Origin of the sequence: Pseudomonas sp. BIGb0164, assembly GCF_024810135.1 — a bacterium.
GTDB lineage: Bacteria > Pseudomonadota > Gammaproteobacteria > Pseudomonadales > Pseudomonadaceae > Aquipseudomonas.
The window spans coordinates 289,229-303,626 of the sequence record NZ_JANUEA010000009.1 but is presented as its reverse complement, the minus strand read 5'-3'; the positions used below and the strand labels follow the sequence as shown (position 1 = coordinate 303,626).

At 62.1% G+C, this 14,398-nt stretch carries 8 protein-coding genes and 1 pseudogene; 5 read left to right on the top strand and 4 right to left on the bottom strand.

Going from position 1 to position 14,398, the window contains the following annotated elements; genetic code table 11:
* Window positions 1-52 precede the first annotated feature (52 nt).
* Window positions 53-1,498: a SulP family inorganic anion transporter gene (locus tag M2394_RS23690; RefSeq protein WP_178923599.1), complete on the top strand. Its 1,446-nt coding sequence runs from the start codon at window positions 53-55 to the stop codon at window positions 1,496-1,498.
* A gap of 38 nt (window positions 1,499-1,536) precedes the next feature.
* Here M2394_RS23690 and M2394_RS23685 read toward each other — a convergent pair whose 3' ends face one another.
* Window positions 1,537-1,929: a lysozyme inhibitor LprI family protein gene (locus M2394_RS23685; protein ID WP_259174760.1), complete on the bottom strand. Its 393-nt coding sequence runs from the start codon at window positions 1,927-1,929 to the stop codon at window positions 1,537-1,539.
* Window positions 1,930-2,190: 261 nt separating this feature from the next.
* Here M2394_RS23685 and M2394_RS23680 point away from each other — a divergent pair, with 261 nt between their 5' ends.
* The 4 genes from M2394_RS23680 (at window position 2,191) to M2394_RS23665 (ending at window position 6,405) form a co-directional block, all read left to right on the top strand.
* Entirely contained in the window at window positions 2,191-3,540 is a 1,350-nt protein-coding gene (locus M2394_RS23680) for a gluconate:H+ symporter (protein WP_256732910.1), read from the top strand.
* Between the two features lie 12 nt (window positions 3,541-3,552).
* Complete coding sequence (locus tag M2394_RS23675; protein WP_259174758.1) at window positions 3,553-4,413, top strand: MurR/RpiR family transcriptional regulator; 861 nt, start codon at window positions 3,553-3,555, stop codon at window positions 4,411-4,413.
* A gap of 1 nt (window position 4,414) precedes the next feature.
* Window positions 4,415-5,881, top strand: a complete 1,467-nt coding sequence (locus M2394_RS23670; RefSeq protein ID WP_259174757.1) for an amidohydrolase family protein — start codon at window positions 4,415-4,417, stop codon at window positions 5,879-5,881.
* 155 nt (window positions 5,882-6,036) lie between these two features.
* Window positions 6,037-6,405, top strand: a complete 369-nt coding sequence (locus tag M2394_RS23665) for a glyoxalase superfamily protein (protein ID WP_178923613.1) — start codon at window positions 6,037-6,039, stop codon at window positions 6,403-6,405.
* A gap of 193 nt (window positions 6,406-6,598) precedes the next feature.
* Here M2394_RS23665 and M2394_RS30570 read toward each other — a convergent pair whose 3' ends face one another.
* The 3 genes and pseudogenes from M2394_RS30570 to M2394_RS23655 all read right to left on the bottom strand — a co-directional run bounded on the left by M2394_RS30570 (window position 6,599) and on the right by M2394_RS23655 (window position 14,377).
* Entirely contained in the window at window positions 6,599-7,303 is a 705-nt protein-coding gene (locus M2394_RS30570; protein ID WP_405046582.1) for a methyl-accepting chemotaxis protein, read from the bottom strand.
* A gap of 198 nt (window positions 7,304-7,501) precedes the next feature.
* Window positions 7,502-8,383, bottom strand: a pseudogene (locus M2394_RS30565) (methyl-accepting chemotaxis protein); the annotation flags it as partial.
* Between the two features lie 300 nt (window positions 8,384-8,683).
* Window positions 8,684-14,377: a membrane-targeted effector domain-containing toxin gene (locus M2394_RS23655; RefSeq protein ID WP_259174755.1), complete on the bottom strand. Its 5,694-nt coding sequence runs from the start codon at window positions 14,375-14,377 to the stop codon at window positions 8,684-8,686.
* Window positions 14,378-14,398 lie beyond the last annotated feature (21 nt).

Genomic DNA, 14,398 nt, shown 5'->3' with positions numbered 1-14,398 from the left:
CCTTCAATTCCGTACCATCCCCCGCCTTATCCCCGCATTACCCTGGTACCTCATGACCCTCTCCCGTCTGCGCGCCGATGCCCTGGCCGGCCTCACCACGTCGTTCGCGCTGCTGCCCGAATGCATCGCCTTTGCCCTGGTGGCTCATCTCAACCCGCTGATGGGGCTCTACGGCGCGTTTATCATCTGCACCCTCACGGCGCTGTTCGGTGGCCGGCCGGGCATGGTCTCGGGCGCAGCCGGGTCGATGGCGGTGGTGATCGTCGCGCTGGTGGTGCAGCACGGTGTGGAATATCTGCTGGCCACGGTGTTGCTCGGCGGGTTGATCATGATCGCCTTCGGCCTGCTGCGCCTGGGCAAGCTGGTGCGCATGGTGCCGCACCCGGTGATGCTGGGCTTCGTCAACGGCCTGGCGATCATCATCGCGTTGGCGCAACTGGAGCACTTCAAGAGCGGTGAGCACTGGCTCAACGGCACGCCGCTGTACGTGATGATCGGTTTGGTGCTGGTGACCATGGCCATCGTGTACCTGCTGCCACGTATCACCCGCGCCGTGCCGCCGGCCTTGGTGGCGATCCTCGGCGTAGGCCTGGCGGTGTACCTGCTCGGTTTGCCCACGCGCACCCTGGGCGACATGGCCCACATCGCCGGTGGCCTGCCGACCTTCGCGCTGCCGCAGGTTCCCTGGACCCTGGAAACCCTCGCCATCATCGCGCCCTACGCGTTCCTGATGGCCATGGTCGGCCTGCTGGAAACCCTGCTCACCCTCAACCTCACTGACGAAATCACCGAGACCCGTGGCTACCCCGACCGCGAAAGCGTGGCCTTGGGCGCGGCGAATATGGTCTCGGGTGTGTTTGGCGGCATGGGCGGTTGCGCGATGATCGGGCAAACCGTGATCAACCTCAGCTCCGGTGGGCGCGGGCGTTTCTCCGGGGTGTTCGCCGGGGTGATGATCCTGTTGTTCATCCTGTTTCTGTCGCCGTTCATCGAACGGATTCCGCTGGCGGCGCTGGTGGGGGTGATGTTTGTGGTGTCCCAGCAAACGTTCGCCTGGGCGTCCTTGCGGGTGATCAACAAGGTGCCGCTCAACGACGTGCTGGTGATTCTGGCGGTGACCGTGATCACGGTGTTCACCGACCTGGCCACGGCAGTGCTGTGCGGGATCGTGATTGCGGCGCTGAACTTTGCCTGGCAACAGGCGCGGGAGCTGTATGCCGATGAGCACTTGGAAGCCGATGGCAGCAAGTTGTACCGCGTGCACGGCACGTTGTTCTTCGCCTCGACCACGCCGTTTTTGAACCGCTTCGACCCGGCCAACGACCCGGCCCAGGTGACGCTGGATTGCCGTCACCTGAGCTTTGTCGACTATTCAGCGATTGCTGCGCTGATGACCCTGCGCGAACGCTACACCAAGGCCGGCAAGCACCTGCGGGTGCTGCACCTGTCCGAGCGGTGCAAGAAGCTGCTCAAGCGCGCCAAGGTCCACCACGATTAACCTGTAGGAGCCGGCAAGCCGGCTCCTACAGTTGGGGGTTATGGCCCTACCAGGTCTTCGAGTTCCTGGGCGCGGGTCTGGGTCATTTCGAGCACACAGCCGGTGCCATTGACCTGGTCGATGGTGCCGCCGGTGGCGCTGCCGGCGAAGCCGCAATTGGCGTCGCGGTATTTGATCCACAGGCGCTGCACGTCTTGCAGCTTCTGTTTGCGATCGCCTTCCTGGGCGGCCAGCGCGGTCTTGTAGGCTTTGTTCAAGCGGTCATCCTGCACCTTGGCCTCCTTGGTGTTGCAGCCGACCATGTCCGCGGTGGTGTTGGCGCCGTCCATGCATTTTTTCAGCGCCGGGTTATCGGCGGCCGAGGCGTTGCCGCACAGCGCGAGCAGCAGGGCGCTGGCGGCAAAAGGAACTAGCAGGGCTTTGCGATTCATTGTCTGTTTTTCCTGGTCGTGAGTACTGGGCGGTGAGGGCGCCGCAATCTGAGACTCGGCCCCGGCCATTGAGTTTCGGCACGCAAAAAACTTCATGTAAGAACACCCTCCGGATTTTCATGAACGGTCGCCTGGCATATCCCAAAGCGACAGCGCTTATCCGTAGGCGAAAATTACTTTCATGAAAATTGAAAATGCTCCTCGGTAATGATTTATGAGTTTCACCCACAAATCGACGTGACCCTTTCCGAGGAGTACCGCATGGCCGCATCACCGGGCTTCGGGCTATTGGCATACGCTGCCATTGCCATCATTGCATTGATCGTGCTGATTGCACGTTACCGGCTCAACCCGTTCATCGTCATCACCCTGGTGTCGATTGGCCTGGCGCTGATGGCCGGCATGCCGGCCGACACCATCATGGGCTCCTACGAGGCGGGCGTCGGCAAGACCCTGGGGCATATCGCCCTGGTTGTCGCGCTGGGCACCATGCTGGGCAAGATGATGGCCGAGTCCGGTGGCGCCGAACAGGTGGCGCGCACGCTGATCAGCCGTTTTGGCGAGCGCAACGCCCATTGGGCCATGGTGTGCATTGCCTTCCTGGTGGGGTTACCGCTGTTTTTCGAGGTCGGTTTTGTGTTGCTGGTGCCGATCGCCTTTACCGTGGCGCGGCGCGTGGGCGTGTCGATCCTGATGGTCGGCTTGCCGATGGTCGCCGGCCTGTCGGTGGTGCACGCGTTGGTGCCACCGCACCCGGCGGCGATGATGGCGGTGCTGGCGTACAACGCGTCAGTGGGGCAGACCGTGCTGTATGCGATTTTGATCGGCATTCCCACCGCCATCATCGCCGGTCCTGTCTACGCCAAATTCATCGTGCCGCGCATTCACTTGCCGGCCGAAAACCCACTGGAACGCCAGTTCATCGACCGCGAACCGCGCACCCGCCTGCCGAGCTTCACGCTGACCATGGGCACTATTTTGCTGCCGGTGGTGCTGATGATGATCGGCGGTTGGGCCAATGTGATTTCTACACCGGGCACCGGCTTCAATCAATTCCTGCTGTTTATCGGCAACTCGGTGATCGCGTTGTTGGTGGCGACCTTGGTGAGCTTCTGGACCTTGGGCATTGCACAGGGCTTCAATCGCGAGTCGATCCTCAAGTTCACCAATGAGTGCCTGGCACCGACCGCGAGTATCACCTTGCTGGTGGGCGCGGGCGGTGGTTTGAATCGCATCCTGGTCGACGCGGGCGTTACCCACGAAATTCTCGGTTTGGCCCACGCCTTTCACCTGTCGCCGCTGGTGATGGGGTGGCTGTTTGCTGCGTTGATGCGTATTGCCACCGGTTCGGCGACGGTGGCCATGACCACCGCGTCTGGCGTGGTTGCCCCAGTCGCCATGGGCCTGGGTTATCCACACCCCGAATTGCTGGTACTGGCCACGGGCGCGGGCTCGGTGATCTTTTCCCACGTGAACGACGGCGGCTTCTGGCTGATCAAGGAATACTTCAATATGACGGTGATCCAGACCTTCAAGACCTGGACCGTGTTGGAGACCCTCATTTCAGTGGTCGCCTTCGGTCTGACCTATGGTCTGTCCTGCATCCTGTAACCCGGAGACCCCATGGACATCCTCTACCAGATCCGCGCCCGCCAGGATTCTTTCAGCGCCGGTGAAGGGCGTATCGCCAGGCTGATGCTCGAAGACGTGGGGTTTGCCGCGTCCGCCAGTCTGGAAGCGTTGTCGCAACGGGCCGAGGTCAGCACGGCGACGCTGTCGCGGTTCGCGCGCAGTGTGGGCTGTCGGGATCTGCGCGATTTGCGCCTGCAACTGGCCCAGGCCAGTGGCGTGGGCAGCCGTTTCCTGGACCCGTCGGGGTTGCCGGAACAGTCGGCCTTTCATCGGCAGATCCTGGGGGATATCGAGGCGACCTTGCGCCAGCATTTGTCGGGTTTCAACCAGGCGAGTTTTGCCGATGCGGTGAGCCTGTTGGGCAAGGCGCGGATGATCCATGCGTTTGGCATGGGCGGCCCGTCGAGCCTGTGCAGCGATGAGTTGCAGGTCCGCCTGGTGCGTCTGGGTTATCCGATTGCCGCCAGCCATGACCCGGTGATGATGCGAGTCACCGCTGCGACGTTGGGCCCTGAGCACGCGCTGATTGTGTGCTCGCTCACCGGCCTAACGCCGGAGTTGCTGGACGTGGTCAGGCTGGCGCGCAACTACGATGCGCGCATCATCGCCATCACCCTTGCCGGTTCCCCGCTAGCCGAACTGGCCGACGTGGTGCTGCCGCTGCAACCGGCTGAAACCAGTTTTATCTACAAACCCACGGCGGCGCGCTACGGACTGCTGTTGGCCATCGACCTGCTCGCCACCGAGCTGGCGCTGGCCATGCCGGACGACAACCAGGAGCGCCTGCGCCGGATCAAGCTGGCGCTGGACGATTATCGCGGCGGCCCCGACAGCCTGCCGCTTGGAGACTGACATGACGTACGACACGCTGATTCGCCAGGCGTTGATCATCGATGGCAGCAACACGCCCGGCTATGTTGCTGACGTCGGGCTGCGCGAAGGGCGCATCGAGACCATCGGCGATTTATCCGAGGCGACGGCCACCCATGAAGTGGATGCGACGGGGCGCGTGTTGGCGCCGGGCTTTATCGACGTGCACACCCACGATGACACGGTGGTGATCCGCCAACCGCAGATGCTGCCCAAGCTCAGCCAAGGGGTTACGACGGTGATTGTCGGCAATTGCGGCATCAGTGCATCGCCGGTCAGTTTGCGCGGTGACCCTCCGGACCCGATGAACCTGTTGGGCACGCGCGCGGCGTTCACTTACCCACGGTTTTCCGATTACCGTGCTGCGGTGGAAAGCGCCCACCCAGCGGTCAACGTCGCTGCGCTGATCGGCCATACGGCCTTGCGCAGCAACCATATGGATGACCTGCATCGCACCGCCACGCCGGATGAAATTTCGGCCATGCGTGTGCAACTGCAAGAAAGCCTCGAAGCCGGCGCCCTCGGTTTATCCACAGGCCTGGCCTACGCCAGCGCGTTCAACGCCGAGACCGATGAAGTGCTGCAATTGAGTGAGGAACTGACCGCGTTTGGCGCGGTGTACACCACCCATTTGCGCAGCGAATTTGAACCGGTGCTGGAGGCGATGGACGAGGCCTTCCTGATCGGCCGGCATGCCAGGGCGCCGGTGATCATTTCTCACCTCAAGTGCGCCGGCGCGGGTAACTGGGGGCGTAGTCCGCAGTTGCTGGCGTCCTTGGAAGAGGCGGCGAAAACCCACCCGGTAGGCTGCGATTGCTACCCCTATGCGGCGAGCTCTTCGACGCTGGACCTCAAGCAGGTCACCGATGCGTTCCGCATCACCATCACCTGGTCGACGCCACACCCGGAGATGGGCGGGCGTGATTTGCAGGATATTGCGGCCGAGTGGGATGTTTCGCTGATGGATGCCGCGCGCCGGCTACAACCTGCCGGGGCGGTGTACTACGGGATGGATGAGGCGGATGTGCGGCGTATTTTGGCGCATCCCTTATCGATGGTCGGGTCGGACGGGCTGCCGGAAGACCCGTTCCCGCATCCGCGTTTGTGGGGGGCGTTTCCGCGGGTGCTGGGGCATTTCAGTCGGGATGTCGGCTTGTTCCCGTTGCATACCGCCGTGCACAAGATGACCGGGCTGTCGGCCGCGCGATTCGGGTTGTCCGAACGCGGCGAAATCCGCGAAGGGCACTGGGCTGACCTGGTGCTGTTCGACCCGTTGCGCGTGCGCGATGTGGCGGATTTCAAGGCGCCGCAGCAGGCAGCGGAAGGGATTGATGGGGTGTGGGTCAACGGCGTGTTGAGCTACAGCGAAGGGCAGGCGAACGGTGAAAGGCCGGGGCGGTTCCTGGCGCGCAGTGGGGATTTGCGGGGTGGGTTTGTGGCGGGGCGGTAGATCGGTTTGGCCTTCATCGCAGGCAAGCCAGCTCCCACAGTGGATCGGGGGGGCTGGATGAATGCGATCCACTGTGGGAGCTGCCTGCGATTTCGATCTGCCATTCAACAATGGAACCCCCTATAGTTGTGGTTTTCAGACACGGAGGCGGATGCATGCACTTAGGAAAAGTCACCCCCATTTTGCGGATTTTCGACGAGGCCAAGGCGCTGGAGTTTTACGTCGATTTCCTGGGGTTCAAGGTGGATTGGCAGCATCGCTTCGAAGCGAATTTTCCGCTGTATTTACAAGTATCGCTGGGTGACTGCGTGCTGCATTTGTCCGAGCACCATGGCGATGCGTCGCCGGGCGCGGCGGTGCGGATCCAGGCGCAAGGGGTGGACGCCTATCAGCAGCAGTTGGTGGGCAAGGACTACCGGTATGCCAAGCCAGGGGTTGAAGACACGCCCTGGGGCTCGCGTGAGATGAGCATCAAAGACCCGTTTGGGAATCGGCTGGTGTTTGTCGAGGAAGGCGAGGGCTGAGGGGAAATCGCAGGCAATAAAAAAACCAGTTAGTGGCTGGGGTTGCGCTCTCAAAGGACGCATCGACCTGCGTCCGAGGGCTCACGTGTTCCGGTAAGTGCGCTGGAGGTAAGGCCCAACTCACGGAGGGCCGAGTATGTCTGAGTTTGCACCTGTGGCGAGGGAGCAAGCTCCCTCGCCACATTGATTACGCTTAAACCCGGAAATGACTGACCATCTGCTGCAACTGGCTGCCCAAGCGCGCCAGCTCCACACTCGATTTAGCCGTCTCGTCACTCGCCGTTGCGGTCTGCTCAGACACATCACGCACATTCACGATACTGCGGCTGATCTCTTCAGCCACGGCGCTCTGCTGCTCGGCGGCGGCTGCGATCTGCTGGTTCATCGACTGGATGTTCGACACCGTACGGGTGATGTTTTCCAGTGACACGCCGGCCTTGCGCGTCAGTTCGACGCTGCTGTCAGTGAGGCTGCGGCTGTTGTTCATCACGTTGGCCACTTGCTGCGTGCCGTTCTGCAAACCGGCTACCAGACCTTCGATTTCCTCGGTGGACTTCTGCGTGCGCTGGGCCAGGCCGCGCACTTCATCCGCCACCACGGCAAACCCACGACCGGCTTCACCGGCACGTGCCGCTTCGATCGCCGCATTGAGGGCGAGCAGGTTGGTCTGTTCGGCCACGGCCTTGATCACGTCCATCACGCTGCCGATCTTGTTGCTCTCTTGCTGCAGGTGCGTCATGGCATCGGTGGAGCGCGCCACTTCGGCGGCCAGGCGCTCGATCTGGGCAATGGCTTCGGCCACCACCTTGTCGCCTTCACGGGCCTGGCCGTCGGCGTCGGAGGCGGCCTGGGAGGCTTGCTCGGCATTGCGCGCCACTTCCTGCACGGTAGCGGTCATCTCGTGCATGGCGGTGGCCACTTGATCGGTCTCGATCTTCTGGCTGTTCACGCCAGCGCTGGTCTGTTCGGTCACGGCCGACAACTCTTCGGCGGCGCTGGAGATCTGCATCACGCCATCGCGGATACCGCTGATCAGTTCACGCAACGTGGTGCCCATGCGCTGGATGCCTTGTTGCAGCACGCCCAGTTCGTCGCGGCGGGTGACCTGGATGTTGTGGCTCAAGTCGCCCGAGGCGATGCGTTCAACCACGGCCAGGGTGTCTTGCAGTGGGCGGGTGATCTGGCGGGTGATGACCAGTGCGGCAATGATGCCGACCAGCAGGGCCAGCAGGGTGCTGATCAATTGCAGGCTGCGGGCCTGGGCGCTTTCTGCGTCGCGGCGATCCAGCTGGATGTCGTAGAGCTTTTCGCTGATCGAGACGATGTCGGTGCCCTGGGTGGTCATCTCGGCACGAGCGGTCACGATGTTGGCGTTGGCGGCCTTGTAGCTCTGCACGGCACTGCGATAGGCGCCCAGTGCCGTTTCCAGCGAAGCCAATGCGGCTTGCTGGCTGCTGCCGAACGCGGCGCTCAGCTTCTTCAAGCCGCCGATGGCTTTTTCGATTTGTGCGGCGGCGCGGGCTTCGGTCTCGGCGTTGACGTTGTTGGTGTAGCCGCGCACTTCATAGCGCGCCAATTGGAAGTCTTCCTTGGCATCTGTCACGGCCTGGTATTGCGTGAAGCGCTCTGCACTGTCGGGCATCTGCTGCACGTTGGTTTCCAGGGCGTTGATCTGGGCGTTGGCGATGTCAGCCTTGTCGCCCATGACCTGGCGCGCGGCGCTGCCGTTGCGATAGGCCTCGCGCATCTTGTTCAAAGACTGCTGGTAAGCGGTGATGATGCTCTTCTGCTCGTTGAGCAGCTTGAGGTTTTCCGGGCTCTTGAAGCTGTCCAGCAGTTTCTGTTGCTGGGCGGCGAAGGCGTCGAGGTTGGTCTGCACGTTCTGCGCCACGGCCTCATCACCGTTGGCCAGCATGTACTGCAAGCGCACGATGCGCAGCTTGGTCAACGAGGCGTTGAGCTGGGTGATGTCGCTCATCCAGTTGCTACGATCGATCAGGCCGCCCAGGCTGGTCCAGCCGGTCAAGGCCAGGATCGAGGTGAGGACCAATACCAGGCCGAAGCCCAGGCCCAGTTTGAGGTTGACGCTGATGTTGCCGAACCAGCTGTTCATCGAATGCTCCGCAAGTTGATGTTTGTCTGCTGGACGGTGTTGTTGTTTGAGCCAGCCAAAGTAAGTAGATGGGTATCGGCGGCGATACATGAATCTGAAATGGCTTTTTCGGCTGGTGGGGTGAAACAGGCACTCTGCCCGATGAACGGGCAGGGTGCTGGCGGCTTATCCGGCCACTTGTGTTAGCCCCATGCCTCTTGGGGGAGGGGTTTTGAGCGCCTCGACCAATTGAGACAAGTAGTAGAAGCGCAGGGGGCTGAAGGACTCCCAGCGCTCGACGAAGTACTGGCCCTTGTCGTCGATTTGAATCGGCGTGGTGAGAATTTCATTGCTGCGCGAGAAGTGCACCAGGTTGGCCTCGCCGTCAGTGGGGCGCTCGATGAAGAACTGTCCGGGCGCCGTTAGCTTGCTGCGGTCCGGCAGCGGTTCGACGGGGGGCAGCGGCCGCCCTGCAATGCCCACTTCAACGCGGTAGTCGCTGTGCAAGGCCACGCCGTAGCGGTCGTCAACCCTCTGCCAGCCAGCGCTGTGCAACGGTTTGGCCAATGACGGCGCGGTATCACGCACATGCAGGCTGACGGCATCCTGCAACTGCGCGATACCGGGTACGCCGACATACATGTCCGTGTGCGTACTGCCCATGAACGCTACCCACTTATGCGGACCCAGGGCCTGTTGGTCTGCGCTGATCACCTGGTTGGCAAAGTAGCTGAACAGCCGGGCGCGGGGGGTATCCCCACCGAGGCCTTTGACGTGATAGCTGGCGGTGCAGTCCAGTGCGCGTATGCGGATCCCGTGCTTGTTGGCTGCCTTGACGACTTGAGTGAAGGTGTCCGGGCCTCTGTATTGCGGCATGTGACCGGCGTCCAGACTCAGCAGGTAATGTTCCAGAATGGGCGGCATTTTCAGCGTGCGCTGGTAAGTCTCCAGCGCGGCCTGGTGCAGGTCGGTGAGCAGATGCTCCATGTATAGCGTCTTGACGCCCTGTTTTTTCAGGAGCTTGAAGTTGTCGATCAGCAGCCGCTTGCTGGCGCGGGCGCTGTGGGCTTCGCCAATGACCAGCCCGAGTTTTTGTTGGTACAGCCGCTCGATGAACACGGTTTCACTGCTGGTCGTGGCCAGGTTCGCCGGCAAACTGCGCGGGGGCAATGTGAGCTCGTTGAAAAAAATCTTGGCGTTGTCCGAAAGCCGCTGCCGGGTTTGGCTGAAGGTGGATTGCGCGGCAGCATGTCGGGGGGTGGCAATTGAGTAGCGAGTGTCGAGGCCGCGATGGGTCTGCCTGATCAGGTTGATATCGCTGCGAATGTCCGAGGGCAGGTCGAACGCGGCGTAATGGCTGGCAGCGCCCGCCGGTGTGCCCGACGTACTGGGTCTGCGCAACGTGGCGTGGATGGTTGGCAGGGTCAGGATGAAGTCACCGCGAGACTGCGCGCGGGTGGCGGTGTCGGGCCATACGCCGATGCGTTGGCCGGGTGCGGCGTCTTCAACCCGCAGGGCCGGAGTGTTTTGTAGATCTGCCAGGCCCGCGACCTGTTCATGAGTGCCCAGGCGGTTGGAGTCCACCAGCGCCAACCAGCCTTCGCCGGGGTTGTTTTTCAGGTTTTGTTCAATCACGGAGTGGGAGTAGGCATTGCGCAGCTTGCTGCTGCGGGGAATGAAGCGCGGACCCTCCCCAAGAGCCAGTACGTGCTCCATATGGTACGAGGCGGACCCGTCGATGCCATCGATGGCAATATTCAAGCGTTGGGTTTCCAGCAGCAATTTTCGATAAGTGAACGGGGCATCGGCCGTGAGCCCCAGGGCTTGATCGACTTGCATCAGATGCCGCTCGATCTGGGCCAGCGCCTGGGCCTTGTTGCCGCCGAGCTGGTTGTTGAGGACCTTCAGCTTGCGATGGAACAGGTCGCGGGGCAGGTTTTCGATGTAGACGCGCTTGAGCCCCTGTTCGGCCAGCGCAGGCAATTGTTCGATCAACAGTTGCTTGCTGGCGATGGAGCTGTCGAGGGCGCCGATGATCAGGCGTTTGTGGCGATTGAACAGGGACTTGAGGATATCCACAGGTGCGGTATCGACCGCGAACACGGGCAAGGGGGACTTGGGCGCTGCAGCGGGGAGCGCCGGGAAGAAGGCGTCGGCACGCTGGTTCAGCCGTTCGATCTGCTTGGCATACGCCGTGCGCAAGGGGGCCGCTTGGTTGAAGGCATTACCTTGTGCGGCACCGCCATATTCGGCCCCCATCCCCTCCAGGCGGGCCTTGAACTCCGGGTCGAGCATCGCGCGGAAGGTCTTGGCTTGCTCGGGCGCGACGTCGAATGCCTCCAGTGGGCTGCTCTCGTCGGCCAACAGCTTTTCGTATTTCTTGCGCCCGCCACCGACCACACCGGAACGCACCCATTGGCCGTCGGCATTGCGGTTGACCAACCGTGAGGTGGACAGCAACTGGCCGCTCTGCGGGTCATGGCGATACAGCAAGTAGCGACCCAATGCATCCGGGGTGTGTGACGCCCACAGTGAGTTTCCGTCGAACAGCACCGGCTGCATGCCCTCGGGTTTGAGCATGTCTACCTGGCTGAGCACTGCGTTGTCGGCAGCTTGTGTGCTCGTGCGAATCGTCGGACGCAGTGACTTGAAGGCGCCCTTCAATGCCGGACGCGCGTCGAACAACAGCGCCCCACCCACATTGGCCAGGTAGCCGAGATAGTGCTGCAGGGCGCTGTCCGTGTCGTTCTGGTGGTAGGCGTTGAGGGCGAGCATGGCGTCCTTGAAGGCCAGTAGGCCGCCCAGGGTCAGACTGAGCAGTGGGAACGGCATGGTGGCGACCGCGGTCAGCCACTCGACGCAGGTCCACAGAATGCCAGTGATCATCTGGAGCCGATTGACTGTTGTCGCGTGCACGTCATCGATCTTGCGTTGCAGGCTCATGTTGTAGAACTCATGGCGCAGATCGGTCAGCGGTGTGATGTGCTGGATGCTGTCATACCGGGCAGGGCTCGGGGTGGTGCGGTCGATCTCGACCGGCAACCCTTCACGAGCGGTTTTCAGGAACTGTGCAACCCGTGCCATTGACGGCAACGGTACCCGCGCGCCCCAGTAAGCGGGCATCCCCTCAACTTTTTTGAGCACGTAGTTGAACAGCCTGGCCTCGCGCCAACGGATGCCGTCCGGCGCATCAGGGGTGTAAAGCAGTATCGGGTTGTCGCCGTGGCTGAACAGGTAGTTGCCGATCACCCAGTCTCCATCAATGGACAGTCGGTGCACCCTGTAGATGTTGCGCTCGGTGTTGCCGCTGTCGGAAAGACCCTCAATGGCCTTCTCCAGCCAGGCCAGGTCAGCTGGAGTGAGATGCCCTTGCAGGCGGGACTCCAGAGCCGCGCTTTTTATCTGCAGTTGCACGATGGCCAGCACGGCAGTGCGTCGCTCGTCATAGCCTGGGCTGTCACTGTTTTGCAGGCGTCGACGGATTTCATCGGTGTAGCGTTGACCGATCCAGACGCCCGTGACGGAGCGTGCTACGTTCTGCGCTGTCAACGGGCTCAGGTCTACGTCGGGCGGGCCGCGGAAGGTCGCGGAGGTTGAGAATTTTTCATTGAGAAAGCCGATGCCGTCTTCATACCCATCGCGATACAGCGTGGTGTACGACACTGGCGTCGCCGCAGCGCCCACCAGTGGTTTGGGGGCATAGGCAAATACTGTATCCGGGTCAATATCGTTTTGCTGGCGACCTAACAGACGGTTGAGACTGAGCCTGGCTTGGTCATGCAGGTAGCGCTCGAACGCAGGGACGCTGGATTCAGCGTCTGGCCTTGCGTTATAGACACGCAGTGCGCCGGCCGCATCGTCGGCCAGGCTTGCCAGGCGGCTGCGATCATTGACAGAGGCCGTGCGGTACCAGGCCGGTGAGCTGAACTCGTAGTCATCCAACTGTATCGTCAACTGGTGCGCGGCGATCGCTTCCAGGCAGTCGGCATAGGTGCACGGTTTGCCAAAAGTCACTTCCAGGTGCTCGTTGGCGTCAGGGCGCAGGCTGATGCTGCGCAGAAAGTCACGCATCTTTGGCCTGAAGCGCAGCGGCACCTGCTCCAGCAGGTAGTCGCTCATGGTGCGCCCCTTGAGGCGGGCCTTGCTGTCCGTCCAGCCGATGATATGGGTCTGGCATTCGCGCAGTGTGTTGAATGCGATGAACTGCCGGGCGCTCGGTGCGTCGGGCGTACACAGCAAGAGGCGTTTGACCTGGCCCTGGCCGTCATCTTCGCGCAGCAGCCACAGGTCCTTGAGTTGTGCGCCGTGGAGCAACACGGTCTGGGCGTGCAACGATTGGCGTGTGTGTTTTTGCAAGTCTTCGAAACGTTGGAAATCGTCCGGGCCCAGATGGCCTTGCAGCCGGGCGAGGTTGGCCATGAGCACCAGGCGCTGATCGAAGAGCCTCCGTGCCGCCCGTTTGATTTGTGGAGCGGCCAGTGCGGTTTTCAGCGTGCTGGCGAAGTCCAGGCGCGGTTGCATGTCTTGCAGCAGCGTGAGCAAGGTGGGCAGGTTGAGGTGCGCGTGGGCGGCGCCAAGCGGCGCTCCGGCGTAGCTCAAGGTGCTGCGATCGAGGAACGCCGAACCGGGCGTACTGTCGCCGGGGTGCAGGCCGCGCAGGGTCAGCTCCACCAATGACCGTTGCTGGTTGTAGGTGCCAACCTGAGGCACGGTACGAAGCGTGGTGATGTGCAGCAGGTCCGGGTCCAGGTCGTGGATATCCAGCTCATCGGCCAGTTGCTCGGCCCATTGATGGCGGGCCAGGGCTTGAGGTGTCGCGGCGGGGCCGAACAGCTCGAGGAAAGCCTGGCGGGCTTGATTGTAGCGCTGCAGGTGCTGGTCGATGGTCGCGCGCTCGCGCGTGTTGGCGCTGCGATACCAGTCGGGCAGGGCATTGAACAGGTCGCGCTCCAGCAGGCGTTGGGCGAGAATGTCCAGGCGCAGTGTGAGGTCGGGCAGCGCGGCGTGGAGGGCGTCGTCGAGGTGCTGCTTGAGTTGGGTAGCGTTCAACTGAGCATTTTCGGCCAGGCTCAGGGCGTGGTGGATGTCTTTTTTACGTTTGTCGAGCAGGGCTTGATAAGCATGTTCGAACAGCGGTTGATCGGTGATCGGTTGCAGTGCCAGCGGCCAGATATCGGTGACATCCAAGTGCTGATACTGCACCGGCAAGTGACGGCTGAATTCAGCATGGCCGCTGCGCAGTGCCATGGTATGCAGCAGGCCCTGGTCAAGGTCTTGCAAGGTGGCGAAGGCTTCCAACCCACGTGAGGGCGTGAAGAGCAGCACCGGGCCCACGACGGCATCGCCGCTCAAGCGGTCAACGCTCGGGGTAGCCTGGCGTGTCAGCACGAACGCCCCGGCGAATTCGATGCGTCGGTCCTGGTAATCAAAGGTCAAGGCGTACAGACCAGGGCGCAACGTCGGAGGCCGGGAGCAGTCTTCCAGCATCTGCAGGTCGAGGGGGGACAGCAAGGTATCGCTGACATTGAGCCGGGTTTCCTGTTCCAGCGCCTTGATGCCGGCAGTGTCAGTCAGGTAGGTCTTGCGGCTCTGGCCATTGACGGTGCTGGTGTCATCCAGGTGTTGCAGCTGGGTGTCCAGGCGGGTTTTCAGTTTGGCCAGTTGGCCGGGGTCGGTCAGGTCCAGCGCCTGGTAAAGGGCGCTGGCCTGGGTCATATAGGCTTGGTTGATGCGCTTGAGGGTGGTGTTGAGGGTGTCCAGTGCCAGCCGCTCATCTGGCAAGGTGACGGGGCGCCGACTATGGGGGCGCAGCGTTGGGGCGATTTCCAGCAGGTGACTGTGGAGTTGTTGCAGGGGGAGGCGGTGATTCGGCGTACTCATCGGCACGGTCCCAGGGTGATG